The organism is Streptomyces lydicamycinicus (assembly GCF_000829715.2).
Classification (GTDB): domain Bacteria; phylum Actinomycetota; class Actinomycetes; order Streptomycetales; family Streptomycetaceae; genus Streptomyces; species Streptomyces lydicamycinicus.
Genome location: NZ_BBNO01000009.1, coordinates 228,434 through 252,647 on the forward strand (window position 1 = coordinate 228,434; position 24,214 = coordinate 252,647).

Below are 24,214 nucleotides of genomic sequence, written 5' to 3' on the forward strand. Positions count from 1 at the left end.
CCTCCTCGGGCCTGACCGGCCCGTAAACCTGGATGGCAGTCAACTCCCCGCCGCGCGCGCGGAGTTGCGCCGGATTCGACTGTCGCCCTCAGACGCCCCTGGCTGCCGGGCGGCCCGCGAGGGCGTCCAGGTCGGCGCGGGTCAGTCCGGTCAGCCGGGCGACCTCGGCGGTGTCCACGGCACCGCAGTCCAGTCCGCGCAGCAGATAGCCGCTGAGCGCCTTGGCGGTGGCGGGCTCGTCCATGACGTCACCGCCGGCCTTGGCGACATACGCGGCGAGCCGGGCCGCGGCCTGCTCCAGGCCGCCGCGGTAGAAGGCGTAGACCGCGGCGTAGCGGGTGGGCAGATGGGCCGGGTGCATGTCCCAGCCCTGGTAGTAGGCGCGGGCCAACGAACGGCTCACGAGGCCGTGATGGAGCCGCCAGGCCGCGTGGACCCGGTCGGTCGGACCGACAGGGAGGACATTGGTCGAGCCGTCGGAGAGCCGTACGCCGGTGCCGGCCGCCGCGACCTGCATCACGGCCTTGGCGTGGTCGGCCACCGGGTGATCGAGGGACTGGTGGGCGGCGCTGACACCGCAGGAGGCGCTGTAGTCGAAGGTGCCGTAGTGCAGGGATGTGGCGCGGCCCTCGGCCGCCTCGATCATGCGGGCGACGGTGGCCCGGCCATCGGCACCCAGGATCGACTGGGTGGTCTCGATCTGGATCTCGAAGCCGATCCGGCCGCTCTCCAGGCCGTGCGCCTGCTCGAAGGCCTCCAGCAACCGCACCATGGCGGTGACCTGCTCGGCGTAGGTCACCTTGGGGAGCGTGAGGACCAGTCCGTCAGGCAGTCCGCCGGCCTCCATCAGGCCGGTGAGGAAGATGTCGAGGGTGCGGATACCGCGGTCGCGGACGGCGGCCTCCATGCACTTCATCCGGATGCCCATGTACGGGGCCGCGGTGCAGTTGTCGTACGCGGCGGCGACCAGGGCGGCGGCACGGGCCGCGGCCGCGTCCTCCTCGGCGTCCGGGCGGGGGCCGTAGCCGTCCTCGAAGTCGATCCGCAGATCCTCGATGGGCTCACGGACCAGCTTGGCGCGGACCCGGTCATGGACCTCGTCGGCGAGCGTGTCGGGCAGGCCGAGGACGGCGGCGAGCGCCCCGGCGTCGGGGGCGTGCGCGTCGAGGGCGGCGAGCGCCTGGTCGCCCCAGGAGCGCAGGGTGTCGGCGGCGAAGGCATCGCCGGGGACATAGACCGTGTGGACCGGCTGGCGGGTGCCGGGGTCGCCCGGGTAGCGCCGCGCCAGATCCGCGTCCACCTGGGCGAGAGCGGCGCCGATGCCCTCGCGTACGGTGTCCGCGAGGCTCGTCGCCACGGTCTCCTGCTGCCCCATTCGCTGCCCCTCCCGGTGCTCGGCCCGACCATCGAGCGCATTCCGCCTAACGGAATCAACAATCCGTATAGCGAAGTTATCCGGGTCGTTCGGCGAGGTCAACACCCGCCGCCCGGAGCGGCGCAGGTCATGGGCGCGCGGGCGCCGACCGGAAACCCCGTGGCGCCACGGGGCCGGCACCGTCAGACTCCCCGCATGACTTGGATCGCACCCACCATCGAGCGCAGAGAACTCCCCACCGTGGCCGGTGAACGGGAGATGCTCCAGGGCTGGCTCGACTTCCATCGCGACACCCTGCTCACGAAATGCACCGGACTCACCGCCGACCAGCTCACCCAGGCCAGCAGCGCGCCGTCCCCCCTCACCCTGCTGGGCCTGGTGCGCCACATGACGTATGTCGAACGGATCTGGTTCCGCAAGCGCTTCCTCGGCGAGCGGATCAGCGATCACTACGTCACCGAGGACGATCCCGACGCGGACTTCAACGATCTCGACCCGGCCGCCGCCGAGGCGCATTTCGCGGCCTTCCGCACCGAGATCGAGGCCTGCGACAAGGCCGTGGCGGACAGCGAGCTGGACGAGACCTTCCTCAGCTCCCGGGGCCGCCCGCTGAGCCTGCGCTGGATCTACGTCCACATGATCGAGGAGTACGCACGGCACAACGGCCATGCGGATCTGCTCCGCGAGCGGATCGACGGCGTGACCGGCGGCTAGCCGCTTCCGCCACGGACGCACGAGGCCCCGTACGCGGCGCGCGTACGGGGCCTCGTGCTGTGCCGAAGGGCCGGCACCGGGACGAGCTCAGCCCTTGCGGGTCTTGACCTCGTCGGTGAGGGCCGGGACGACGTCGAAGAGGTCGCCGACCACGCCGTAGTCGACCAGGTCGAAGATGGGGGCCTCTTCGTCCTTGTTGATGGCGACGATCGTCTTCGAGGTCTGCATACCGGCGCGGTGCTGGATCGCACCGGAGATGCCCGCCGCGATGTACAGCTGCGGCGAGACCGACTTACCGGTCTGGCCGACCTGGTTGGTGTGCGGGTACCAGCCGGCGTCCACGGCGGCACGCGAGGCGCCGACGGCCGCACCGAGCGAGTCGGCGAGCGCCTCGATGACCGGGAAGTTCTCGGCGCCGTTGACGCCGCGGCCACCGGAGACCACGATCGCGGCCTCGGTCAGCTCCGGGCGGCCGGTCGACTCACGCGGGGTGCGCGCGACGATCTTGGTGCCCTTGGAGGAGTCGGCCACGGTCACCGCGAGCTGCTCGACCGTGCCGGCGGCCGGCGCGGCCTCCGGGGCGGCGGAGTTGGGCTTGACGGTGATGACCGGGGTGCCCTTGGTGATGCGGGACTTGGTGGTGTACGAGGCCGCGAAGACGGACTGCGTGGCCACCGGGCCCTCGTCGCCGGCCTCCAGGTCGACGGCGTCGGTGATGATGCCGGAGCCGATGCGCACCGCGAGGCGGGCGCCGATCTCCTTGCCCTCCACGGAGGACGGCAGCAGCACGGCGGCCGGGGAGACCGCGTCGTAGGCGGCCTGGAGCGCGTCGACCTTGGGAGCGACGAGGTACTCCGCGAACTCCGGCGCGTCGGCGGCCAGGACCTTGACCGCGCCGTGCTCGGCGAGGACCTTGGCGGCCTCGTCGGCGTGCGGGCCGAGGTGCACCGCTACCGGCTCGCCGATGCGGCGGGCGAGGGTGAGCAGTTCGAGGGTGGGCTTGCGGACGGCACCGTCCACGTGGTCGACGTAGACAAGAACTTCAGCCATGGGATTGCTCTCCTGCGGGAAGAATGAGGGCGGTGGAAAGGGCTGCGGCTCAGATGAACTTCTGGCCCGCGAGGAACTCGGCGAGCTGCTTGCCGCCCTCGCCCTCGTCCTTGACGATCGTGCCCGCCGTACGGGCCGGACGCTCGGCGGCGTCCTCGACCTTGGTCCAGGCGCCCTCGAGGCCGACCTCGTCCGCCTCGATCTCCAGGTCCTCCAGGTCCAGGGACTCCACCGGCTTCTTCTTGGCGGCCATGATGCCCTTGAAGGAGGGGTAACGCGCCTCACCCGACTGGTCGGTGACGGACACGACGGCCGGCAGCGCGGCCTCCAGCTGCTCGCTGGCGGTGTCGCCGTCCCGGCGGCCGGTGACCTTGCCGTCGGCGACGGAGACCTCGGAGAGCTGGGTGACCTGAGGAATGTTCAGACGCTCGGCGAGCAGCGCGGGCAGCACACCCATCGTGCCGTCGGTGGAGGCCATACCGCAGACGACGAGGTCGTAGCCGGTCTTCTCGATGGCCTTGGCGAGCACGAGGGAGGTGCCGAGCGCGTCGGTGCCGTGCAGGTCGTCGTCCTCGACGTGGACGGCCTTGTCGGCGCCCATCGACAGTGCCTTGCGCAGCGCGTCGTTGGCGTCCTCGGGACCGACGGTGAGGACCGTGATCTCCGCGTCGTCGGCCGCTTCCTTGATCTGGAGGGCCTGCTCGACGGCGTACTCATCGAGCTCCGAGAGCAGACCGTCCACATCGTCACGGTCGACGGTCAGGTCCTCGGCGAAGTGCCGGTCGCCGGTGGCGTCGGGCACGTACTTCACACAGACAACGATCCTCAAGCTCACGCCGACTCTCCTACCTGCTTCGTCTCTTCAGAACTGCCTTGTGCTGGCAGCATAGGCGCCTGTTGGGGCGGCTCCCGGTCGGATCCGGTTCCCCACGCCGACCGTCATATTACTCGCCAGTACATCCAGTCTCGTGCCCCGAATCAAGGCCGTCGAAATGTGACCTTGCCAACGGCCCTGAACGGAGGAAGAGGAAGCCGCGCGGGAACCCGCGCGTGTCGGGTTCCGGCGACGGACCGTCAGTCGCGCAGCGCGTTGAAACGGCCCTGGTGATAGAGGAGCGGACGGCCGGGCCCGGCCGGGTCACCGACGACGGGCTGAGCGATCACGAGGCAGTGGTCGCCGGCCGGGACCCGCGCCTCGACCTTGCACACCAGCCAGGCGAGGACGCCGTCCAGGAGGGGCACGCCCTCGGGGCCGGTGCGCCAGGAGGTGGCGGGGCCGAAGCGGTCGGCGCCGCTGCGCGCGAAGGTGGCGGCCAGCTCCTGCTGGTGCTCGCCGAGTATGTGGACGCCGATGTGCTCGGCCGCCGAGACGGCCGGCCAGCTGGAGGAGCCGGTGCCCACGCCGAACGAGAGCAGCGGCGGATCGGCGGCGACCGAGGTGAGGGACGTGGCGGTGAAGCCCGCGGGGCGGGAGCCGGGCGCGGTGATCACCGCGACGCCGGCGGCGTGCTGCCGGAAGACCGAGCGCAGGAGCTCGGGAGAGGCGGTCTGAGGCGTGCCGAGGCCGGGCAGGGCCGTCATGGAGTTGTCCTTCTGCTGTCGAGTACGAGCCCGGGCGGAGCCGCCGACGGCCGGGCGGCGGTCGGCGGCAGTGGTGTCGTCGCTGCTCACATGCCCGGACAGCGGGCGCTGGCAGTCCGCAGAAGGTCGACGTGGGCGCGTCCGTAGAGAAGGGGTCCTGGCCGCATCACGTCAGAGTGACGATTCGTGACCCACAGCGTCAAGGGGAGCCCGTCATCTGGGAGATCAATCACGGACGGCCGCGCCGAGGGCCGCGATCACATCCGCCTTCCGGGGCTGTCCGGAGGCGCGGCGCACGATCGCGCCGTCCGCGTCGAGCACCAGCACCGTCGGGGTGCGCAGCACATGGAGCTGCCGTACGAGCTCCAGATGGTCCTCCGCGTCGATCTCGACATGGGCCACACCGTCGACCATGCGGGCGACCTCGGTGAGGGTGCGCCGGGTGGCCCGGCAGGGCTGGCAGAAGGCGCTGGAGAACTGAAGCAGGGTGGCCCGCTCCCCCAACGCCGCCCCGATCTCGGCGGCGCCCAGCCGCGCCGTCTCGTCCTGCTCCCGCACCCTCTGCCTCCTCTTGCGGCGTTGGTGCCACCCGCCGGAGACACTCGCCGTCGCGAGCGCCCCGATGGCACACCATGCGTCCCGTCATCCACGGATGCAGCGTTCACGGGACCGCAAAGATTCCCGGGGGCGCGTCCGGCCCGGGGTACGGGAGGTACCTTCTGCTGCGGAGAACGGCCGGCTGAACGGCCGCCACGTGACAAGAATCTCCCGGTCCGGGCGGCCGACGCGCTGGCCGCCGCGGCCGACATCGGGCACGATCTCCCGAAAGCCGCAGTTACGACTGCGTAGGTTTCCGCCGGGAGAACCCTCCCCAGGCGTGGAAAAGGGGTCCTCCGGACAATGGCAGAGCTCGTCTATCCGCCGGTGATCGGCGCCGCACGCACGCTTTTCAAGGCGCTCGATCTGAAATTCGACATCGCCGGGACGGATCACATTCCGCGCCGCGGCGGGGCGGTTCTGGTGAGCAATCACATCGGTTATCTCGACTTCGTCTTCGCCGGGCTGACGGCACGGCCGGCCAAGCGGCTGGTGCGCTTCATGGCGAAGGAGTCGGTCTTCCGGCACAAGGTGTCGGGCCCGCTGATGCGCGCGATGAAGCACATCCCCGTGGACCGCGGCCAGGGGATGCACGCCTACAAGCACGCGCTGTCCGCGCTGCGTTCGGGCGAAATCATCGGGGTCTTCCCCGAGGCGACGATCTCCGAGAGCTTCACCCTGAAGAACTTCAAGTCGGGTGCGGCGCGGCTGGCCCAGGAGGCCGGGGTGCCGCTGCTGCCGGTGGCGCTGTGGGGCACCCAGCGGCTGTGGACCAAGGGCCACAAGCGCGATCTGGGACGGAACCACTTCCCGATAACGATCCGGGTGGGCGAGCCGATGGCGGCCGACCCGGCCGAGCAGGCCGAGAAGATCACCGACCGGCTGCGGACCCGGGTGCAGGACCTGCTGGAGGCGGCCCAGCGCGCCTACCCCGTACGCCCCAAGGGCCCCGAGGACACCTGGTGGATCCCGGCCCATCTGGGCGGCACCGCCCCCGCGGCGCCCGGCGGCCTCGCGTAACCGGCCCGGCGGCCTCGCACTCGGCCCCGGCGGCCGGCCGCACCGTCACCGGACCGGCCGCGGTCCCTGCCGCCGGCCGGTCCGCACGGCCCGGGTCACGGGGACCAGATCTCACCGACCTCGATCCGGGCGTCCGGGCAGGCCCGGTGCAGCGCCTCGGCCAGCTCGGAGCCCGCGGCCGCCAGCTCGTCGAGCGACATGGGGGCCATCCGCTCCAGCAGGAAGAGGGCGCTGACCGAGTCCTCGGTGAGGCGGGTACGGACGCCCTGCCGCCAGTTCCAGCGGCGGCAGGTGACGCCCTCGTCATCGCACCAGACCACCTCGCCCGCGTCGGGGTGCTCGATCACCTCGGCACCCCCGGCCGCGGTCGCGAACGGCTCGTCGCCGGTGGCCCGTACGAGCCGCATACCGCCCTGGATCCGGTCCAGGTCCTCGCCGCCCACAGGGATGAGGTGGGCGACGCTGATGGCGTTGTAGAGATCGACGAGGCGGTTGATGCGCGGCAGGCCGCCGTCCGCGAGCGCGCGCCTGGCCAGCGCCTCGGCGGAGTTGCGGGTGCGGGACGGCTTGCTGCCGAAGGCGGTGTACGCGGCGCGCCAGGCGGCGATGTGCGGATCGTCCTGCGGGGTACGCCCGTCGAGGCGCGCGATCAGCCGGCGGGTGGCGTCGTCCAGGAGCGCCGCACCGGCCTCGTCGCTGGGCCCGTTGGTCAGACCGTGGGCCTCCACGGCGAGACAGCCGAATCCGGGCGCCAGGGCGCGTACCTCGTCGGAGACATGCAGGGTGCGGGTGAGGTCGGAGACCTGCGAAGGGCTGGGCATCAGGGCCGTTCCTCAGAGATCGGTGGGGAGCGTCTGCCAGAGGTGAGGCCGGTCGACGGCCTCCCGGAGGCATTGGAGCACGGCCGGGTGTGGTTCAGCAAATAGCACCGGGTAGTCCACTTCATTGAACTCCGGTCGCACGGTGAAGGCGAGCTGCTCACGGTCGAGGCGGAACTGCGCGTCGACACCGGCCTTGTTTCCCCGCGGGTCCTGCCGCACCCAGCGGTCCTGGCCGGGCAGCCGGACGGCCACCAGGCCGTGGACGACATCGAACTTCTGGTAGCACAGCGCGGTGGGGATCCCCTCCGCCCGCAGCAGCGCCGCGAGGGCGTGCGCCTTGGCGTAACAGATGCCGGTGCGCTGCGCGAGGACGCCCGAGGCGCGCCACGTGACCCTCCCCCACCCTTCGGCCGGGGGGACCCCCATCTCGCTGCGCTCGTCACCGGCGTCCATGGAGTGCGGAATGGCGTCGCGGACGAAGGTGAAGGCGGCCTTGGCATATGAATATGCATCGGGCGCGTCGACGGAGAGGGTCGCCGCGAGGGCCCGGACGCGTGGATGCTCGTGGTCGATGACCTCGTCAGCGGCCAAGTAGGCAGAGATTTCCGGGGTTTCCTGGATCAGCTCCATGCCCGGGGAGCGTAGCGATGCGCCCGGCCGAGAGTCAATGACTTTTCGACCGAGCGCATAGCTATGCAGAGCGTCCTAGCGACCCATCTCCTCGCGGAGTGCGGCGAGGAAGCCGTCGACGTCCTCCACCGCGGTGTCGAAGGCGCACATCCAGCGCACGACACCGTCCGCCTCGTCCCAGAAGTAGAAGCGGTAGCGCTTCTGGAGCCGCTCACTGACATCGTGCGGCAGCCGGGCGAACACCCCGTTGGACTGCACGGGGTAGAGGATCTCCACCCCGCCGATCTCCCGCACCCCGGCCGCCAGCCGCTGCGCCATGGTGTTGGCGTGCCGGGCGTTGCGCAGCCACAGGTCCTTGGCCAGCAGCGCCTCCAACTGGACGGAGACGAAGCGCATCTTGGAGGCCAGCTGCATGGACAGCTTCCGCAGATGCTTCATCGCCCGCACCCGGTCGGGATTGAGCACGACCACGGCCTCACCGAAGACCGCACCGTTCTTCGTGCCGCCGAAGGAGAGGATGTCGACGCCCACGGCGTTGGTGAAGGCCCGCATCGGGACATCGAGCGTCGCCGCGGCGTTGGCTATCCGCGAGCCGTCCAGATGCACCACCATGCCGCGCTCATGGGCGTGTTCGCAGATCGCCCGGATCTCGTCGGGCGTGTAGACCGTGCCGAGCTCGGTGCTCTGGGCGATCGAGACGACCTGCGGCATGGCACGGTGCTCGTCGTCCCAGCCGTACGCCTGGCGGTCGATCAGCTCGGGCGTGAGCTTGCCGTCCTCGGTCGGCACGGTCAGCAGCTTGAGCCCGCCGACCCGCTCGGGCGCCCCGCACTCATCCACGTGGATGTGCGCGGACTCGGCGGCGATCACCGCGCCCCAGCGGTCGGTCACGGCCTGGAGGGCGACGACATTGGCGCCGGTGCCGTTGAACACCGGGAACGCCTCGGCGCGCTGCCCGAAGTGGCTGCGGAAGACCCGCTGGAGGTGCGCGGTGTAGTCGTCCTCCCCGTAGGCGACCTGATGGCCGCCGTTGGCAAGGGCGAGCGCGGCGAGCACCTCGGGGTGCGCGCCCGCGTAGTTGTCACTGGCGAAGCCGCGCACCTCGGGATCGTGGTGCTGCCGGGCGTCGGTCTTCGCGCCGGTCACGGCTCGGGGGTCAGCCACAGACGCTGTCCATTCACTTCCTGGGCGGGCCGGCTCCAGACTCCGGCGATGGCCTCGGCCAGCTCCGTGACGTCCGTGAAGCCCGCGAACTTCGCGTTCGGTCGCTCGGCGCGCATCTGGTCGTTGACGAGCGCCTTCACGATCAGGATGGCAGCAGCGGCGCGCGGCCCCTGCTCACCCCCCGCCTTGCGGAAGCCGTCCGCCATGGCCAGCGTCCAGGCCTCGGCCGCGGCCTTGGAGGCGGCATAGGCGGCGTTGCCCCCGGTGGGCTTGCTGGCGCCGGCCGCGCTGGTGAGGAGAAAACGGCCGTTACCGCTGCGCTCCAGGGCCTCGTAGAAGGCGAGGGAGGTGTGCTGGACGGTGCGGACCAGCAGCTTGTGCAGCACGTCCCAGTCGGTCAGGTCGGTCTCCGCGAACGTCGACGAACCGCGCCAGCCGCCGACGAGGTGCACCAGGCCGTCGATCCGGCCGAATTCCTTCTCCGTACGGTCCGCCCATTCGCGGGCCTGGTCCAGGTCGAGGAGGTCAACGGTGTCCCCTATCACCGTGGCGCCGCCGTGGGCGTAGCGCGCCGCGTCCACGGCCTCCGCCAGCCGCTCGGGGTTCGAGTCCGAGCCGACGACCACCGCACCCGCTTCGGCCAGCCGCAGCAGGGTCGCGCGGCCGGCCGGTCCGGCCGCACCCGCCACTGCGATGACCGCACCCTCCAGCGGCCCCTGGCCGCGCGTCGACGTACTCATCTTCGTCGCCTCCTCGTCCTGCTCCTCGACGGCCTGCGGCCGGGTGTTCCGGTCCGTCGTCATGCCGCCGCCAATGCGTCACTGTGGGCCGTGATGCCCTTGGTAGAGGCGATCACAGCACGCAGCTTCTTGGCGAGCGCTTCGTAGAACATGCTCAGCGGGAATTCGTCGGGGAGCACGTCGTCCACGAGTTTGCGCGGCGGCTGGTCCAGGTCGAGGGCGTCGGGTCCCTTGGCCCAGACCGAGCCCGGGTGCGGGGCGAGATAGGTCGAGACGAGGTCGTACGCAGCGAACCAGTGGACCAGCTTGGGCCGGTCGATACCGTCGCGGTAGAGCTTTTCGATCTCGCCGCACAGCTGGTTGGTGACCTTGGGCGCCCGCTCCCAGTCGATGTGCAGTGTGTTGTCCGTCCAGCGTACGACGCCGTGCTTGTGCAGGTACGCGAAGAGCAGCTGGCCGCCGAGGCCGTCGTAGTTGCGGACCCGGTCGCCGCTGAGGGGGAACCGGAACATCCGGTCGAAGATCACCGTGAACTGCACATCGCGCGCCTGGGGGTACCCCTCGGCCTCCAGCTTCACGGCCTCCTTGAAGGCGGTGAGGTCGCAGCGCAGCTCCTCCAGGCCGTACATCCAGAACGGCTGGCGCTGCTTGATCATGAAGGGGTCGAACGGCAGGTCACCGTGGCTGTGGGTGCGGTCGTGCACCATGTCCCACAGGACGAACGCCTCCTGGCAGCGCTTCTGGTCGTCGAGCATCGCGCGGATGTCGTCGGGGAGTTCGACACCGAGGGTCTCGATGGCGGCCTGGCTGACCCGGCGGAAGCGGGCGGCCTCGCGGTCGCAGAAGATCCCGCCCCAGCTGAACCGCTCGGGGGCCTCGCGCACCGCGATGGTCTCCGGGAAGAGCACGGCGGAGTGGGTGTCGTAGCCGGCCGTGAAGTCCTCGAAGGTGATGCCGCAGAAGAGGGGGTTGTCGTAGCGGGTGCGCTCCAGCTCGGCGAGCCAGTCCGGCCAGACCATGCGCAGGACGACGGCCTCGAAGTTGCGGTCCGGGTTGCCGTTCTGGGTGTACATGGGGAACAGCACGAGGTGCTGGAGGCCGTCGGCGCGCTGCTGGGCGGGCTGGAAGGCGAGCAGCGAGTCCAGGAAGTCCGGCACATCGAAGCCGCTGTCGGCCCAGCGGCGCAGGTCGGCGGCGAGCGCCTGGTGGTAGGCGGCGTCGTGCGGCACCAACGGGGCGAGCTCACCGATGGCCGCTATCACGCGGTCGACCTCGGCGCGCACGGTCTCGGCCCTCGGCGCACCCTCCGCCGCCAGGTCGATCGAACCGTCCTTGGACTGCCAGGGGCGGATGGTCTCGACCGCGTCCTTGAGCACGGACCACGCCGGGTGCGCGACCACACTCTCCGCGGTCGTGGTGGCCTCCTGGACACCCACAGGCGAAAGAATTTCCGTCATGACTGCCCTCCGGCGGTAGATCGTGTTGTCAGCCCACGGTAACCAGCCGAGGATCGCCGCCTCAAGTGGGGCTGGTGAAAATCTTTCTGCCGATACCCCGAGGTCACGCCGATTTTTCCTGTGCGTGACGGCTTGGGCGACACTTCCTGGCCATGAGGGCGAGGGTTTCGGCGCTTCTTCCAGGGCCAGTTGACCGGGAAACGGCCCTTTCCCGCCTCCTGGCGCGTCGCGGCCCGACCGCCGGGTCACCTACTGTCCGTAGCCGTATGGCATATGACACACCCCGCTCCCCGGCGCCCCGGCGGCCGGGGCCCGTCAGCTCTGTGGGGACTCGCCCACGCGAGGGTGAGGGGTCTGGAAGCGGGATATGGCGGGTACCCGTACTGGACACACCGGGGCCGGTCCGGCACCCCTTTTTCCGCCGTACCGTCCCGTTAGGCTGAGCGCCATTTCGTTACGCCGTTGCCGACGGTCGACGGTCGACACCGGGACCGAGCCGACAGCGGCACCGAGCCGACAGAAGCGAGGCAGCCTTGTCCTTTCTCACCATCGGACACCGCGGGATGATGGGCGTCGAGCCGGAGAACACCCTGCGCTCCTTCGTGCGCGCCGAGCAGGAGGGCCTCGATGTCATCGAACTGGATCTGCATCTGAGCAAGGACGGCGCGCTCGTGGTGATGCACGACGCGGACGTGGACCGGACCACCGACGGCGCCGGACCGATCGCCGAGCGCACCCTCGCCGAACTCCGTGAGCTCGATGCCGGGCGGGGCGAGCGGATCCCCGTCTTCGAGGAGGTCGTGACGGCGGTCAAGGCGCCGCTCCAGGCCGAGATCAAGGATGTGGCGGCCGCGCAGGCGCTGGCCGAGGTGCTGCGCTCACGCGATCTGGTCGACCGGGTCGATGTGATCTCCTTCCACGACGAGGCGCTGGCCGCGATCCGGACCCTGCTGCCCGGCGTCCGTACCGCGCTGGTCGGCAGCCGCTACGGCGCCGATGTCGTCGACCGGGCGCTGGCCGTCGGCGCGACGATGCTCTCGCTGAACATCCGCCGGCTCACCCTGGAACTGGTCGAGCGGGCGCACGCCGCACAGCTGAAGGTCGTGGCCTGGACGGTCAACACCCACGACCAGCTCCGCCTCGCCCGCGGGCTCGGTCTGGACGGCGTGGTGACCGACCTGCCGGAGATCCGGCGGGCGGTCCGCTTCACGGCGTAGGACAGCGGGCGCGGCGCCCGGCCGGGCGGGGCGCACCGCATCCCTCGGGCCCCGCCCCGGCGTACGGAGAAATCCGCAGTTCACAGCCCTGCAATGTGCTTCCAGCATGCGGATTTTTCCCCTGGCGATCTCGACAGATCACCGCGCGCACTGCCACGCTCCCGCCATGCGCCTCGCCAACCGCCCCCTCCGCCTTGCCGCTTGCGCCACCGTCGCGCTGCTCACCGCGGCCGTCGGCTGTGCCCCACAGGACGCGTCCCCCGGTGGCCCGGGGGCCGCCGGGCAGGGCAAGCAGAGCTGCACACGCGGCCAACTGGCCACCGTGGCCCACGGAACGCTCACGGTCGGCACCGACAAGCCCGCGTACGCGCCGTGGTTCCACGACGACGACCCGGCCAACGGGAAGGGCTTCGAATCCGCCGTCGCGTACGCCGTCGCCAGGCAGCTGGGCTACGGCAAGGGCGCGGTGCACTGGCAGACCGTGCCGTTCAACAACGCCTTCGCGCCCGGTGCGAAGAAGTTCGACTTTGACATCAACCAGATCTCCATCAGCGCCGCGCGCAAGCGGGCCGTCGCCTTCTCCTCCGGCTACTACGGTGTGCGGCAGGCGGTGATCGCGCTCAAGGGCTCCAAGGCGGCGCACGCCAAGAGCATCGCCGATCTGCGGCGGGTCAAGCTCGGTGCGCAGGTCGGCAGCACCAGCCTGGACGTCCTCCAGGACACCGTCCGGCCCGCGCAGCAGCCGGCCGTCTTCCAGAAGAACGACCTGGCCAAGTCCGCGCTGAAGAACGGCCAGGTCGACGCGATCCTCACCGATCTGCCGACCGCCTTCTACATCACCTCGGCGGAGGTCAAGGACGCCGAGGTGGTCGGGCAGTTCGCGGCCACCGGTGCCGCCGGGGAGCAGTTCGGGCTGGTCCTGGACAAGGAGAGCCGGATCACCGGCTGTGTGACGGCCGCGGTCGACACACTGCGGAAGAACGGCACCCTGGCCCGGCTGGAGAAGAAGTGGCTGGCCGACGCCGTTTCGGTTCCGGTGCTCAAGTGACGTACGGAGACGGCGTGTTGAAGACCCGTACGGCACCGGAGGGGGCCGACGACGGGTATGTGCCCTCGGCGCGGCGGATCGAGCGGGAGCGTTTCCGGCGGGCCAGGGCCCGGCGTGCGACGGCCGTCGCCGCGCTGAGCACCCTGGTCACCGGCGTGGTCCTCTTCCTGGTCATCACCCGCTCGCCCGGCTGGCCGCGCACCCGCGAGACGTTCTTCAGCCTGGAGTACGCCCGGATGGCACTGCCGAAGGTGCTGGACGGGCTGCTGCTGAATCTGCGGCTGCTGGTGGTGTGCGGGGTGGCGGTGCTGGTGCTCGGGCTGCTGCTGGCGGTGGCCCGGACGCTGCGCGGGCCGGTGTTCTTCCCGCTGCGCGCGCTGGCCGCCGCGTACACCGACTTCTTCCGCGGACTGCCGCTGATCATCTGTCTGCTGATGGTGGTCTTCGGGGTGCCGGCGCTGCGGCTGCAAGGCGTGACCACCGATCCGGTGCTGCTCGGCGGGTCCGCGCTGGTGCTGACGTACTCGGCCTATGTCGCCGAGGTCTTCCGGGCCGGCATCGAGTCGGTGCACCCCTCACAGCGGGCCGCGGCCCGGTCGCTGGGGCTCTCCGGCGGCCAGGCGCTGCGCTTCGTGGTGCTGCCGCAGGCGGTGCGGCGGGTGGTGCCGCCGCTGCTGAACGATCTGGTCTCGCTCCAGAAGGACACCGGTCTGGTGTCCATCGCGGGCGCGGTGGACGCGGTCTACGCGGCGCAGATCATCGCCGGCAAGGACTTCAACTTCACGCCCTATGTCGTGGCCGGGCTCGTCTTCGTCGCGCTGACCATCCCGATGACCCGCTGCACGGACTGGATCACGGCTCGCATGGACCGCAGGCGCGCCCAGGGAGGGCTGGTATGAGCACGACGGACGACACCCCGCGGCCCGCCGCGGAGACCGCCGGCCCGGCCGCGCCCGGCGACCGGCCGGTGCTGCGGCTGGAGTCCGTACGCAAGACCTACGGACGCGGCACGGTCGTCCTGCGGGACGTGGATCTGGAGGTCCCGCCGCACACCGTGACCGCCCTGATCGGCGCCTCGGGCTCGGGCAAGTCCACCCTGCTGCGCTGCGCGAATCTGCTGGAGGAGATCGACGACGGCGCGATCTTCCTGGACGGCGAGGAGATCACCGACCCACGGGCCGATGTGGACGCGGTGCGCCGCCGGATCGGCGTGGTCTTCCAGGCGTACAACCTGTTCCCGCACATGACCGTGCTGGACAACATCACGCTGGCGCCCCGCCGGGTGCACGGGGTGCCGCGCGCCGACGCCGAGGAGCAGGCCCGTGAGCTGCTGGAACGGCTCGGGCTCGGCGGGCGTGCCGGGGAGTACCCGGACCGGCTCAGCGGCGGCCAGCAGCAGCGGGTCGCGATCGTCCGCGCGCTGGCCGGGCGGCCCCGGCTGCTGCTGCTCGACGAGATCACCGCGGCGCTCGACCCGGAGCTGGTCGGCGAGGTGCTGGAGGTCGTCCGCGAGCTCAAGACGGACGGCATGACGATGGTCATCGCCACCCATGAGATGGGCTTCGCGCGGGAGGTCGCCGACCAGGTGTGCTTCCTGGACGGCGGGGTGGTGCTGGAGCGCGGCACATCCGAGCAGGTCTTCGGCGCTCCGCGGCACGACCGCACCCGGCAGTTCCTGCAACGGATCATCCAGGCGGGGCGGCTGTGAGCGGCGGCCGGGGGCCGGCTAGCCGAGCGGCTTGACCAGCAGCTCGAATTCCAGGTCGGGGCGCTGGGGGATGCCGAACCGCTCGTCGCCGTACGGGAACGGGGTGCGCTCCCCGGTGCGCCGGTAGCCGCGGCGCTCGTACCAGGCGATCAGCTCCGTGCGCTGCCGGATGACCGTCATCCGCATCTCCCGGGCGCCCCAGATGTCCTGCGCGGTCCGCTCCGCCTCCGCGATGATCACCTTGCCGAGGCCGCCTCCCTGGAGCTCCGGACGCACCGCGAACATCCCGAAGTACGCGTGGTCCCCGCGGTGTTCGAGCTGGCAGCAGGCGATCAGCACGCCGTCCCGCTCGGCGATCAGCAGCCGGCCGGTCTCGTTGCGCACCACGGCGGTGACGCCCTCCGGGTCGGTGCGCTGCCCCTCCAGCAGGTCCGCCTCCGTCGTCCAGCCGCTGCGGCTGGTGTCCCCGCGGTAGGCCGACTCGATGAGGTCGACGAGCCCGGGGACGTCGGCATCGAGGGCGGTACGGAAGGTCAGCTCGGTGGTGGGCATGGTGCGGGGAGTCCTCTCGGGCGGACGGACGGCTTCATGGAGGCTAACAAGCGGCGGGTGTGCGGCGTCAGGGCCGATTGTCCCGGTCTTCCGGCGGCGGGTGCCCGGCCGTGCGGGGCGGGCGGCGTAGGGTCCGGACATGGTGCATGTACTGAGCAGCAGGGTGCTGTTGCGGCCGACCGACCCCGAGCGGTCGCGGGCGTTCTACGGCAAGGCGCTGGGGCTGGAGATCTACCGGGAATTCGGTACCGGATCCGAGCGCGGCACGGTCTACTTCCTCGGCGGCGGCTTCCTGGAGGTGTCCGGCCGCGCCGCCGGGCCGCCCACGGAGACCCTCCAGCTGTGGCTCCAGGTGGCGGACGCGGCGGCGGCGCACCAGGAGCTGCTGGCGCACGGGGTGGAGGTGCTGCGCGCGCCCGTGCAGGAGCCGTGGGGGCTGATCGAGATGTGGATCGCCGACCCGGACGGCCACCGGATCGTGCTGACCGAGGTCCCGGCGGACCATCCGCTGCGCTATCGCCCCTGAGGCCGTTCTGTGCCCCGGCGGCACTCCACCACCGCGCTCCCCCTTTGCGCCCGTGCGCTCCCGTGTGCCGGACGCCCGGCGGGCATCCTGCCCCCGATGCCTACGGGTGCCAGGGGAGGTGCTCCGTGCACGGACCGGTGTGGGTCGGCTGGCTGCTGGTGCTGCTGGGGGCCGCCGCCGGCGCGTACTGCCTGGTGCGGGCGCGCAGCGGACCGGTCGCGCAGCGGGGCGAGGCGCGCGGCGAGGGACTGATGGCGCTGGGGATGGCGGCGATGGCCTGGCCGGTGGCGGCGCCGTCGTGGTCCCCGTGGCTGTTCACCGCGGTCTTCGGAGCGGCGGGCCTGTGGGCACTGGCGCACCGCCATCTGCATCATGCGGTGGGCGCGCTGGCCATGGCTTACATGGCGCTCGCGATGGTCGTCCCGGCGTCCCAACAGGCGGGCCACACAGGGCAGATGGGCCAGATGGCGCAGATGGGCCAGGCAGGCGGGACGGGCCCGATGGCGCATGCGGTGCCAGGCGGTGTGCCGTTGCTGACGGGGCTGTTGCTCGTCTACTTCACGGGGTATGTCCTCGCGGCCGGGGTGCGGCTGGTGCCGGCGGCGGGGGCCGGGGACGGGGCGGCGCGCGGGGCGGTGCCGGTGGCGGGCGCCGGGGTGCTGCCGGCCTGCCGGGTGGCGATGGGTATCGGCATGCTGGCGATGCTGCTGGCGCTGTGAGCTGCGGTGATGCGCTGCCGCCCGGTGCGGCGCCGGGCGTGCGCCCGTTGACCGTGCACGCCCGTCGCCCGGGTGGTATGCATCACTTCCGTCGCGCGGCCGTACCAACGGGTAGTCGTGCGCTCATAGGGTGACGGCATGATGGTCCCTCTCGCGCTGATGATGCTCGGCGTGCTGGCCGCGGCAATGGCGCCACGGCTGATGGCCCGTTCCGACTGGCCCGACCGTGAGCCGGTGCTCGCCCTGTGGGTGTGGCAGTGCGTGGTGGCCGGTGTTCTGCTGTGCTGTCTGCTCGCGATGTCGCTGAGCGCGGCCGCCGCCTGGGAAGCCGTCCGCAGCCCGGTGTTCGGGTTCGCCCCGCGGGTCGTCGTCGAGGCGTACGCACTCCAGACGCACGGGCCCTGGGCCGGGGTGCTGGCCCTGCTGCTGGCGGGCGGCGGCGCCTGGACGGCGGTCGCACTGACCCGCGAGGTACGGGCGGTGCGCGCCCGTCGACGGCAGCGGCGGGCCGAGCTGCTGCGCCGCGCACCGTTGTTGCCCGGCGAGGAGCCTTCCGGGGAACGTCTGGTCGTCCTGGAGGGGGACCGCCCGGAGGCCTGGTGGCTGTCCCACGCCTCACCTCAACTGGTCATCACCACTTCGGCATTGCGTCGGCTGAAGGGGCATCAGCTCGATGCGCTGATCGCCCATGAGCAGGGTCATGCGCGGGCCCGGCACGATCTCCTGCTGTACTGCGCCTCGGCGCTGGCCGCCGGTTTTCCGCAGGTCCCGGTCTTCGCGGCGTTCCGCCACCAGGTGCACCGGCTGGTCGAGCTGGCCGCCGACGATGTGGCCTCGCGCCGCTTCGGCCGGCGCACGATCGCCCTGGCTCTGGTCGAACTCAACGAGGACCGCGGGGTGTTCGGCCCCTGCCCCGCCCAGCTCGCCCAGGTACCGGAGCGGGTGGACCGGCTGCTGGCCCCCGCGCCCCGCTTCACCCCCGCCCGCCGGCTGCGGATGACGGCGGTGGCGGCGCTGGTACCGGCGATTCCGCTGCTGGTGACCTTCATTCCCGGGCTGAGGGCTTTGGCCTAGGGTCTGGCCGGTGGCCGGGGCCCGATGGCGGTGGCCGGTGGGTCGGCGTGGCCCCGGACGCCGGGTATCGGCGAGGATCGGGATATGCCACCGACGCCGCGCCCCACCGTCCGGTCGTCCGCCGTGGACGACGACCGCCGTCCCGCACCCGCCTCGCGGGTCCCGGCCCTCCCGTGTGCCGTTCTCTGCGCGCTCGTCTTCGGTCTGCTGCTGACGCTGGTCGCCGTGCGCTGGGAACCCTTGATGGCGGTGGACCGGGCGCTGGCCGGCGCGCTGCACCGGACGGCCGTGGCCGCGCCCGGCTGGACCCGCCTCAACAGGGTGCTCAGCGACTGGCTGTGGGACCCGTGGATGATGCGCGCGGTCCTGGTGGCGGCGGTGGTGCTGCTCGTACGGCGGGGTGAACGGCTGCTCGGAGTCTGGGTGGCGGCCACCGCGCTCGTCGGGACGGGGCTCCAGCAGGTGCTGAAGGCGGCGGTCGGACGGGACCGCCCGGTCTGGCCGGATCCGGTGGACGCGGCGCATTACGCGGCGTTCCCGTCAGGGCACGCGATGTCCGCACTGATCGCGGGCGCGCTGGTGCTGTGGCTGCTGTGCCGGTGCGGGGCCCGGCCGCTGTGGCGGTGGACGGCCGGGGCGGTGGCCGTGGTCTCGGTGGTCGGTGTCGGCTTCACCCGGGTATATCTGGGCGTGCACTGGCTGTCGGATGTCGTCGGGGGCTGGCTGCTGGGCGGGGCGCTGGTGGCCGCGGCGGCCGCGGCGTACACCGGGAATGCGCCCCGGGTGGGGAACGGCGCCGGACAGTGGGCAGGTAAGCGGTCATGACGACCATCAAGGGTGTGCTCTTCGACTTCTCCGGAACCCTGCTGCGGATCGAGCCGGCCGAGTCCTGGCTGCGGGCGGCGCTGGCCGCGTGCGGTACGGCCATGACCGACGCCGAGATCGCCCGCCGGGCGGCCGCACTGGAACGGGCCGGTGCACTGCCCGGCTCTTCCTCACCCGTCGAGATCCCCGCCGCGCTGGCCGACCTGTGGGAGATCCGGGACCGCGACGCCCGCCATCACCGCGCGGTCTACACCGGCCTGGCCCGCCAAGTACCGCTCCCCGACCCCGAGTTGTACGACGCGCTCTACGACCGCCATATGACGGCGGCGGCCTGGCAGCCGTACCCCGACGCCGCCGAGGTGCTGGCGGAACTGCACCGCCGCGGCACCCGGACCGGTGTGCTGAGCAACATCGGCTGGGATCTGCGGCCGGTGCTGCGCGGCCATGGCCTGGACCGCTATCTGGACGCCTGTGTGCTGTCCTACGAGCACGGCATCCAGAAGCCGGATCCGCAGCTCTTCGCCCTGGCCTGCCGGGAGTTGGGGCTGGATCCGTCCGCCGTCCTGATGGTGGGCGACGACCGCCGGGCGGACGGCGGCGCCACGGCGCTGGGCTGCGCGTTCCTGCCGGTGGACCATCTGCCGGTGGACCGGCGCCCGGAAGGGCTGCGGCCGGTGCTGGACCTCGTGGGCTGAGCGACGGGCGCCGGGCGGGCCGGGGCGCGGACGGTCAGCCGGTGGACCGCGGTGTCAGCCATTCCTGGAGCTCGACGAGGTTTCCGTCGGGGTCCTTGAGGTGGGCGACCCGCATCCGGTCCGTCATCGGCGCCGGGCCGTGCGCGAGGACGGCGCCGCGGCCGGTCAGCTCCGCGCAGTAGGCGTCGAGGTCATCGACCCGGAGGACGACCAGGGACCGGTAGCCGTCCGGGGCGTCCGCCAGTTCGCCGAGGACCCGGGCCATCTGGGCGCGCTCCTGAAGCGCGATGCCCGCGGTGCCGTCGTCGCAGGTGAACTTGGCATACGGGCCGTCCGGGGCCGCGAACTGCGGGGTGAGCCCCAGCGTGTCCTGGTAGAAGCGGTAGCAGCCGTGGAAGTCCGAGACGAGCAGGCGGACTTGGGCGAGTTCCATCGATACCCCCGTGCGGAAAGGTGCGGATCGTGCACCGTGACGTTACCTTCCCGGGCCGCCGCCGGAGACGGCACCGCCCCGGCCGGTGGGATACCGGCCGGGGCGGCAGGGGCGTGCGCAGCTGTCGGGTCAGCTGAGGTTCGCCAGCGCCTGGTTGAAGGTCTTCGACGGACGCATGACCGCATCGGCCTTCGCCACGACGGGCTGGTAGTAGCCGCCGATGTCGGCCGGGGAGCCCTGCACCGCGATCAGCTCGTCGACGATGGTCTGCTCCTGCTCGGTCAGCGTCTTGGCGAGGGCCGCGAACGCCTCCGCGAGCTGAGCGTCGTCGGTCTGCTTGGCCAGCTCCTGCGCCCAGTAGAGCGCGAGGTAGAAGTGGCTGCCGCGGTTGTCGATGCCGCCGAGCTTGCGGCTGGGCGACTTGTTCTCGTTGAGGAAGGTGCCGGTGGCACGGTCGAGGGTGTCGGCGAGCACCTGGGCGCGCGCGTTGCCGGTCTTCTGCGCGAGGTGCTCGAAGCTGACCGCGAGGGCCAGGAACTCACCCAGGCTGTCCCAGCGCAGGTAGTTCTCCTTGACCAGCTGCTGGACGTGCTTGGGCGCGGAGCCGCCGGCGCCGGTCTCGAACAGGCCGCCGCCGTTCATCAGCGGGACGACCGAGAGCATCTTCGCGCTGGTGCCCAGCTCCAGGATCGGGAACAGGTCGGTCAGGTAGTCACGCAGCACATTGCCGGTGACCGAGATCGTGTCCTCGCCACGGCGGATGCGCTCCAGGGAGAAGGTGATCGCGTCGACCGGCGACATGATCTCCAGCTGAAGGCCCTCGGTGTCGTGCTCGGCGAGGTAGGTCTTGACCTTCTCGATGAGCTGGGCGTCGTGCGCACGGCCGGCGTCGAGCCAGAAGACCGCCGGGTTGCCGGTCGCGCGGGCGCGGGTGACGGCGAGCTTGACCCAGTCGCGGATCGGCGCGTCCTTGGTCTGGCACATCCGGAAGATGTCGCCGGCGCCGACGACCTGCTCCAGGACGGCGTTGCCGCTCTCGTCGAGGACCCGGACGGTTCCGGTGACCGGGATCTCGAAGGTCTTGTCGTGGCTGCCGTACTCCTCGGCCTTCTGCGCCATGAGGCCGACGTTCGGGACCGAGCCCATCGTCGACGGGTCGTAGGCGCCGTTGGCGCGGCAGTCGTCGATGACGGCCTGGTAGATGCCGGCGTAGCTGCTGTCCGGGAGGACCGCGAGGGTGTCGGCCTCGGCGCCGTCCGGGCCCCACATGTGACCGGAGGTGCGGATCATGGCCGGCATGGAGGCGTCGACGATGACATCGCTCGGCACGTGCAGGTTGCTGATGCCGCGGTCGGAGTCGACCATGGCCAGCTCCGGGCCCTCGGCGAGCTCGGCGTCGAAGGACGCCTTGATCTCGGCGCCGTCGGCCAGCGACTCCAGGCCCTTGTAGATGCCGCCGAGGCCGTCGTTCGGGGTCAGGCCGGCGGCCGCGAGCGACTCGCCGTACTGGGCGAACGTCTTCGGGAAGAAGGCGCGGACGACGTGGCCGAAGATGATCGGGTCGGAGACCTTCATCATCGTGGCCTTCAGGTGCACCGAGAACAGCACGCCCTCGGCCTTGGCACGCGCGACCTGCGCCGTGAGGAACTCACGCAGCGCGGCCACCCGCATCACGGACGCGTCGACGACCTCGCCCGCGAGGACCGGTACCGACTCGCGCAGGACGGTGGTGGAGCCGTCGTCGCCCGACAGCTCGATGCGCAGCGTGCCGTCCTGGCCGATGACCGTGGACTTCTCGGTGGAGCGGAAGTCGTCGACGCCCATGGTGGCGACGTTCGTCTTCGAGTCGGCCGTCCAGGCGCCCATGCGGTGCGGGTTGGACTTGGCGTAGTTCTTGACCGACGCCGGCGCCCGGCGGTCGGAGTTGCCCTCACGCAGGACCGGGTTGACGGCGCTGCCCTTGACCTTGTCGTAGCGGGCGCGGATGTCGCGCTCCTCGTCGGTCTTCGGGTCGTCCGGGTAAGCCGGCAGCGCGTAGCCCTGCTCCTGAAGCTCGGCGATGGCCGCCTTCAGCTGCGGGATCGAGGCCGAGATGTTCGGCAGCTTGATGATGTTCGCCTCGGGAGTCTTCGCCAGCTCACCGAGCTCGGCGAGGGCGTCGTCGATGCGCTGCCCCTCCTCCAGGCGCTCGGGGAAGCTCGCGATGATGCGCCCGGCCAGCGAGATGTCACGGGTCTCCACGCTGACGCCGGCCGTCGACGCGTATGCCTGGATCACCGGCAGGAACGAATACGTCGCCAGGGCCGGGGCCTCGTCAGTGTGGGTGTAAATGATGGTCGAGTCAGTCACCGGGTGCTCCGCTCCACGTCTGCAACATTGCTCGACATCAAGATATCTCGTGGGCGGCCCCCTCTCGACAGGACCCCGCCCCGGGCAAAACCGGAGGAATGAGTTCCGACCCGCCGCGACCGGAGAAAACCGGTTGCCCGCCGGTCCGGGCGGCCGTGGGCGACAGCGTCGGCACGGCGGCAGCGGACGCCGCCCGGCAGCACTCCGCCCCGCCGACGCCGGAGACGGTCGTGGCCCCGGTCAGCCGATTCTGGTCCACTGCCGGCAGCCGTGGGTCTCGAAGGTCTCCCCCGTGTTCACGGTGACGCGGGCGGGGCCCTTGGGGGTACCGTTGGCGAGGATGCCGGCCATCGTGCCGCTGGAGTCCTTGGCCCGTGCCCAGTAGCACAGCGGCACATCGGAGGCGGCGGGGCCGCCGGTCCGGTAGGTGCCGGCCGCGATGTCCTTCCCCACGAGGTAGCTGCCCGGGCTGACCGTGGTGGCGGGCGCCGCCGCCTGCGTGGTGGGCCCGGCCGTCCGGCCCGCCTTCTCCGCTGCGGCCTGCGCCGTCTTGGCGGTGACGGTGACCGTGCCGGTGCGGGCGGGCTCCGCTCCGTCCTTCTTGCTGCCGCCGCCGACGGTGACGCCGAGCCCGAAGACGACGAGCGCGCACCCGGCACCCACCGCGATCTTGAGCCCGGAGTGCCTGGTCACCGGCGGCTGCGCGGCCGGCGGGGGCGCGCACGGGTGGGGCTGCTGACCGGAGGGCGCGGGCTGCGGCGAGTACGACATGATCAATCCCCCTGGCATCTGTGATGGTGTCGTGAAGACCGCCCAATGCCGTCGAAGGTTGCACGGCCAGACGCCCGCCCGGCCCGCGCCCCTTACGCCCGGCCCGCACCCCTTACGCCCCGCCGCTCCCGGACCGGGCGCCCGCTCAGGCCGGAAGGCTCCGCAGCCAGACCGCGACCCCGTGGTGGTGGCTGCATGTGCCCCGCCGGTGCCCGCTGTAGCTGTAGGTCCCGTCGTTGCACCGCGCGGAGGCGCCTGCCGGGGCTTGGGCTTCCTCCTCGCCGCCACTCGTGGAACCGCTGCCGCCGCTGGAGCCGGCGCCGCCGGAGGAGCTGGAGGAGCCGCTCCCGTCCGCGCCGGAGGAGCCGGAGGTGCCGGACGAGCCGGAGGTGCCGGACGAGCCGGAGGTGCCGGACGAGCCGGAGGTGCCGGAGGTGCCGTCCCCGGCCGGATCGTCCGTGCGCTCAGGGGCTCCGTCGTCGCCTGCGGACCCTGACGCGTCAGGGGCGTCGCAGCTCTCGCCGGTCTTCACGACGGTGAAGGTGAGCGTTTTGGTGTCCGCCATGTCCGACCCGGCGGCCGGCTCTTGCGCGCACACCTGCCAGTTCCGGTCCCACACCTGTGCGCGGTGCCGGACGGACAGATCGCGGCTCTCCAGCAGGTAGATGCCCCTGCCTTGCGCGTCGTCCTGCGCCTCCTGAAGGTTGCTCCCGGCGTAGTCCGGCACGGTGACGGTGCTGCTCTCGCTGTCGGAAGCGTCGCCGCCGTCCGTCGCATCGGACGCGTCGGAGGCATCGGATCCGTCCGCTGCGTCTGCTGCCTCTGCTGCGTCTGCCGCATCGGACACGTCGGAGACCGAGCTACCGGCGGACGACTTCGAGTCCTCGCCGCCGTCCATCAAGTTGACGCATCCACCGACCAGCAGCACGAAAACGGCGATGACCGCGCAGCCGAGCCGGGCGTTCTTCTTCTCTTCCGGCGACATCGGCCGTTGATTCCCGGTCATGTGGCCCCCCTGTCGTGCGACTGCATACTCCCCTGCATGCATGGCCCTGCCCACGGTCGCGAGCCGCCGCCCGGCTGAAACCGGGGAGACAAGTGGTGTCGGAGTGCTGCCCGCGCGAGGGAGGCCGCGCCGCCGTCATCCG

Annotated in this window: 25 protein-coding genes and 1 pseudogene; 11 read left to right on the forward strand and 15 right to left on the reverse strand. The window is 71.5% G+C overall.

The features are described from left to right. Positions 1-88: 88 nt before the first annotated feature. The gene (locus TU31_RS30385) at positions 89-1,375 is read right to left on the reverse strand and encodes a DUF6986 family protein (RefSeq protein WP_042160481.1); all 1,287 of its coding nucleotides are present in this window, start codon (positions 1,373-1,375) and stop codon (positions 89-91) included. 195 nt (positions 1,376-1,570) lie between these two features. Here TU31_RS30385 and TU31_RS30390 point away from each other — a divergent pair, with 195 nt between their 5' ends. Beyond that, positions 1,571-2,089, forward strand: a complete 519-nt coding sequence (locus tag TU31_RS30390) for a DinB family protein (protein WP_042160700.1) — start codon at positions 1,571-1,573, stop codon at positions 2,087-2,089. A gap of 87 nt (positions 2,090-2,176) precedes the next feature. Here TU31_RS30390 and TU31_RS30395 read toward each other — a convergent pair whose 3' ends face one another. From TU31_RS30395 to TU31_RS30410, 4 genes and pseudogenes are all read right to left on the reverse strand, one after another. Beyond that, complete coding sequence (locus TU31_RS30395; protein WP_042160483.1) at positions 2,177-3,139, reverse strand: electron transfer flavoprotein subunit alpha/FixB family protein; 963 nt, start codon at positions 3,137-3,139, stop codon at positions 2,177-2,179. Positions 3,140-3,188: 49 nt separating this feature from the next. Then, on the reverse strand, positions 3,189-3,974 hold the full coding sequence (locus TU31_RS30400; protein ID WP_026169262.1) for an electron transfer flavoprotein subunit beta/FixA family protein: 786 nt from the start codon (positions 3,972-3,974) through the stop codon (positions 3,189-3,191). A gap of 239 nt (positions 3,975-4,213) precedes the next feature. Further along, positions 4,214-4,720, reverse strand: coding sequence for a flavin reductase family protein (locus TU31_RS30405; RefSeq protein WP_042160486.1), 507 nt, complete (start codon positions 4,718-4,720; stop codon positions 4,214-4,216). 225 nt (positions 4,721-4,945) lie between these two features. Beyond that, positions 4,946-5,366 (reverse strand): annotated as a pseudogene (locus TU31_RS30410) (TlpA family protein disulfide reductase). 254 nt (positions 5,367-5,620) lie between these two features. On the opposite strand from TU31_RS30410, the gene TU31_RS30415 reads away from it, so the two are divergent. After that, positions 5,621-6,337 carry a lysophospholipid acyltransferase family protein gene (locus TU31_RS30415; RefSeq protein ID WP_042160491.1) on the forward strand — a complete coding sequence of 239 codons (717 nt, stop codon included), beginning with the start codon at positions 5,621-5,623 and terminating at the stop codon, positions 6,335-6,337. A gap of 95 nt (positions 6,338-6,432) precedes the next feature. Here TU31_RS30415 and TU31_RS30420 read toward each other — a convergent pair whose 3' ends face one another. The 5 genes from TU31_RS30420 to TU31_RS30440 all read right to left on the reverse strand — a co-directional run bounded on the left by TU31_RS30420 (position 6,433) and on the right by TU31_RS30440 (position 11,149). Continuing rightward, positions 6,433-7,158: a B3/B4 domain-containing protein gene (locus TU31_RS30420; RefSeq protein ID WP_042160494.1), complete on the reverse strand. Its 726-nt coding sequence runs from the start codon at positions 7,156-7,158 to the stop codon at positions 6,433-6,435. A 12-nt stretch (positions 7,159-7,170) separates the two neighbouring features. Then, positions 7,171-7,788 (reverse strand): transglutaminase domain-containing protein, encoded by a 618-nt coding sequence (locus TU31_RS30425; RefSeq protein ID WP_042160496.1) that lies wholly within the window; start codon positions 7,786-7,788, stop codon positions 7,171-7,173. 75 nt (positions 7,789-7,863) lie between these two features. Beyond that, positions 7,864-8,952: a threonine aldolase family protein gene (locus TU31_RS30430; protein WP_063770844.1), complete on the reverse strand. Its 1,089-nt coding sequence runs from the start codon at positions 8,950-8,952 to the stop codon at positions 7,864-7,866. Further along, positions 8,931-9,692, reverse strand: coding sequence for an SDR family NAD(P)-dependent oxidoreductase (locus tag TU31_RS30435; RefSeq protein WP_181018707.1), 762 nt, complete (start codon positions 9,690-9,692; stop codon positions 8,931-8,933). The genes TU31_RS30430 and TU31_RS30435 overlap by 22 nt, the downstream gene beginning before the upstream one ends. A gap of 59 nt (positions 9,693-9,751) precedes the next feature. After that, entirely contained in the window at positions 9,752-11,149 is a 1,398-nt protein-coding gene (locus TU31_RS30440) for a DUF6421 family protein (RefSeq protein ID WP_042160502.1), read from the reverse strand. 533 nt (positions 11,150-11,682) lie between these two features. Here TU31_RS30440 and TU31_RS30445 point away from each other — a divergent pair. The 4 genes from TU31_RS30445 (at position 11,683) to TU31_RS30460 (ending at position 15,122) form a co-directional block, all read left to right on the forward strand. Next, positions 11,683-12,366: a glycerophosphodiester phosphodiesterase gene (locus TU31_RS30445; protein ID WP_042160505.1), complete on the forward strand. Its 684-nt coding sequence runs from the start codon at positions 11,683-11,685 to the stop codon at positions 12,364-12,366. 166 nt (positions 12,367-12,532) lie between these two features. Continuing rightward, entirely contained in the window at positions 12,533-13,414 is an 882-nt protein-coding gene (locus TU31_RS30450; RefSeq protein ID WP_042160507.1) for an ABC transporter substrate-binding protein, read from the forward strand. Between the two features lie 14 nt (positions 13,415-13,428). Next, positions 13,429-14,313: an amino acid ABC transporter permease gene (locus TU31_RS30455; protein ID WP_042160509.1), complete on the forward strand. Its 885-nt coding sequence runs from the start codon at positions 13,429-13,431 to the stop codon at positions 14,311-14,313. Beyond that, positions 14,310-15,122 (forward strand): amino acid ABC transporter ATP-binding protein, encoded by an 813-nt coding sequence (locus TU31_RS30460; protein ID WP_042160511.1) that lies wholly within the window; start codon positions 14,310-14,312, stop codon positions 15,120-15,122. Before TU31_RS30455 ends, TU31_RS30460 begins: the two co-directional genes overlap by 4 nt. An 18-nt stretch (positions 15,123-15,140) precedes the next feature. Here TU31_RS30460 and TU31_RS30465 read toward each other — a convergent pair whose 3' ends face one another. Then, positions 15,141-15,674, reverse strand: coding sequence for a GNAT family N-acetyltransferase (locus TU31_RS30465; RefSeq protein ID WP_042160513.1), 534 nt, complete (start codon positions 15,672-15,674; stop codon positions 15,141-15,143). 139 nt (positions 15,675-15,813) lie between these two features. Between TU31_RS30465 and TU31_RS30470 the strand changes: the two genes are divergently transcribed. The 5 genes from TU31_RS30470 to TU31_RS30490 all read left to right on the forward strand — a co-directional run bounded on the left by TU31_RS30470 (position 15,814) and on the right by TU31_RS30490 (position 19,513). After that, the gene (locus TU31_RS30470; RefSeq protein WP_042160516.1) at positions 15,814-16,200 is read left to right on the forward strand and encodes a VOC family protein; all 387 of its coding nucleotides are present in this window, start codon (positions 15,814-15,816) and stop codon (positions 16,198-16,200) included. Positions 16,201-16,325: 125 nt separating this feature from the next. Further along, positions 16,326-16,919, forward strand: coding sequence for a DUF5134 domain-containing protein (locus TU31_RS30475; protein ID WP_042160517.1), 594 nt, complete (start codon positions 16,326-16,328; stop codon positions 16,917-16,919). Between the two features lie 138 nt (positions 16,920-17,057). After that, on the forward strand, positions 17,058-17,993 hold the full coding sequence (locus TU31_RS30480) for a M56 family metallopeptidase (RefSeq protein ID WP_042160519.1): 936 nt from the start codon (positions 17,058-17,060) through the stop codon (positions 17,991-17,993). Positions 17,994-18,077: 84 nt separating this feature from the next. Further along, the gene (locus tag TU31_RS30485; protein ID WP_042160521.1) at positions 18,078-18,818 is read left to right on the forward strand and encodes a phosphatase PAP2 family protein; all 741 of its coding nucleotides are present in this window, start codon (positions 18,078-18,080) and stop codon (positions 18,816-18,818) included. Beyond that, entirely contained in the window at positions 18,815-19,513 is a 699-nt protein-coding gene (locus tag TU31_RS30490; protein ID WP_042160522.1) for an HAD family hydrolase, read from the forward strand. Before TU31_RS30485 ends, TU31_RS30490 begins: the two co-directional genes overlap by 4 nt. A gap of 34 nt (positions 19,514-19,547) precedes the next feature. Here the strand turns inward: TU31_RS30490 and TU31_RS30495 are convergent, their stop codons facing one another. The 4 genes from TU31_RS30495 to TU31_RS30510 all read right to left on the reverse strand — a co-directional run bounded on the left by TU31_RS30495 (position 19,548) and on the right by TU31_RS30510 (position 24,072). After that, positions 19,548-19,946 carry a VOC family protein gene (locus TU31_RS30495; RefSeq protein ID WP_042160524.1) on the reverse strand — a complete coding sequence of 133 codons (399 nt, stop codon included), beginning with the start codon at positions 19,944-19,946 and terminating at the stop codon, positions 19,548-19,550. Positions 19,947-20,075: 129 nt separating this feature from the next. Further along, positions 20,076-22,295, reverse strand: a complete 2,220-nt coding sequence (locus tag TU31_RS30500) for an NADP-dependent isocitrate dehydrogenase (protein ID WP_042160526.1) — start codon at positions 22,293-22,295, stop codon at positions 20,076-20,078. Positions 22,296-22,535: 240 nt separating this feature from the next. Then, positions 22,536-23,066, reverse strand: a complete 531-nt coding sequence (locus TU31_RS30505; protein ID WP_042160528.1) for an Rv1352/Rv1906c domain-containing protein — start codon at positions 23,064-23,066, stop codon at positions 22,536-22,538. 145 nt (positions 23,067-23,211) lie between these two features. Continuing rightward, entirely contained in the window at positions 23,212-24,072 is an 861-nt protein-coding gene (locus TU31_RS30510; protein ID WP_245698890.1) for a DUF3761 domain-containing protein, read from the reverse strand. Positions 24,073-24,214 lie beyond the last annotated feature (142 nt).

What these genes read in the sequence shown, in the direction of transcription:
- TU31_RS30470 (WP_042160516.1), top strand. Translation starts at nt 15,814, where the DNA reads ATGGTGCATGTACTGAGCAGCAGGGTGCTGTTGCGGCCGACCGACCCC.
- TU31_RS30450 (WP_042160507.1), top strand. Translation starts at nt 12,533, where the DNA reads ATGCGCCTCGCCAACCGCCCCCTCCGCCTTGCCGCTTGCGCCACCGTC.
- TU31_RS30480 (WP_042160519.1), top strand. Translation starts at nt 17,058, where the DNA reads ATGATGGTCCCTCTCGCGCTGATGATGCTCGGCGTGCTGGCCGCGGCA.
- TU31_RS30485 (WP_042160521.1), top strand. Translation starts at nt 18,078, where the DNA reads ATGCCACCGACGCCGCGCCCCACCGTCCGGTCGTCCGCCGTGGACGAC.
- TU31_RS30395 (WP_042160483.1), bottom strand. Translation starts at nt 3,139, where the DNA reads ATGGCTGAAGTTCTTGTCTACGTCGACCACGTGGACGGTGCCGTCCGC.
- TU31_RS30425 (WP_042160496.1), bottom strand. Translation starts at nt 7,788, where the DNA reads ATGGAGCTGATCCAGGAAACCCCGGAAATCTCTGCCTACTTGGCCGCT.
- TU31_RS30490 (WP_042160522.1), top strand. Translation starts at nt 18,815, where the DNA reads ATGACGACCATCAAGGGTGTGCTCTTCGACTTCTCCGGAACCCTGCTG.
- TU31_RS30415 (WP_042160491.1), top strand. Translation starts at nt 5,621, where the DNA reads ATGGCAGAGCTCGTCTATCCGCCGGTGATCGGCGCCGCACGCACGCTT.
- TU31_RS30465 (WP_042160513.1), bottom strand. Translation starts at nt 15,674, where the DNA reads ATGCCCACCACCGAGCTGACCTTCCGTACCGCCCTCGATGCCGACGTC.
- TU31_RS30440 (WP_042160502.1), bottom strand. Translation starts at nt 11,149, where the DNA reads ATGACGGAAATTCTTTCGCCTGTGGGTGTCCAGGAGGCCACCACGACC.
- TU31_RS30405 (WP_042160486.1), bottom strand. Translation starts at nt 4,720, where the DNA reads ATGACGGCCCTGCCCGGCCTCGGCACGCCTCAGACCGCCTCTCCCGAG.
- TU31_RS30385 (WP_042160481.1), bottom strand. Translation starts at nt 1,375, where the DNA reads ATGGGGCAGCAGGAGACCGTGGCGACGAGCCTCGCGGACACCGTACGC.
- TU31_RS30505 (WP_042160528.1), bottom strand. Translation starts at nt 23,066, where the DNA reads ATGTCGTACTCGCCGCAGCCCGCGCCCTCCGGTCAGCAGCCCCACCCG.
- TU31_RS30435 (WP_181018707.1), bottom strand. Translation starts at nt 9,692, where the DNA reads ATGAGTACGTCGACGCGCGGCCAGGGGCCGCTGGAGGGTGCGGTCATC.
- TU31_RS30460 (WP_042160511.1), top strand. Translation starts at nt 14,310, where the DNA reads ATGAGCACGACGGACGACACCCCGCGGCCCGCCGCGGAGACCGCCGGC.
- TU31_RS30510 (WP_245698890.1), bottom strand. Translation starts at nt 24,072, where the DNA reads ATGACCGGGAATCAACGGCCGATGTCGCCGGAAGAGAAGAAGAACGCC.
- TU31_RS30420 (WP_042160494.1), bottom strand. Translation starts at nt 7,158, where the DNA reads ATGCCCAGCCCTTCGCAGGTCTCCGACCTCACCCGCACCCTGCATGTC.
- TU31_RS30495 (WP_042160524.1), bottom strand. Translation starts at nt 19,946, where the DNA reads ATGGAACTCGCCCAAGTCCGCCTGCTCGTCTCGGACTTCCACGGCTGC.
- TU31_RS30390 (WP_042160700.1), top strand. Translation starts at nt 1,571, where the DNA reads ATGACTTGGATCGCACCCACCATCGAGCGCAGAGAACTCCCCACCGTG.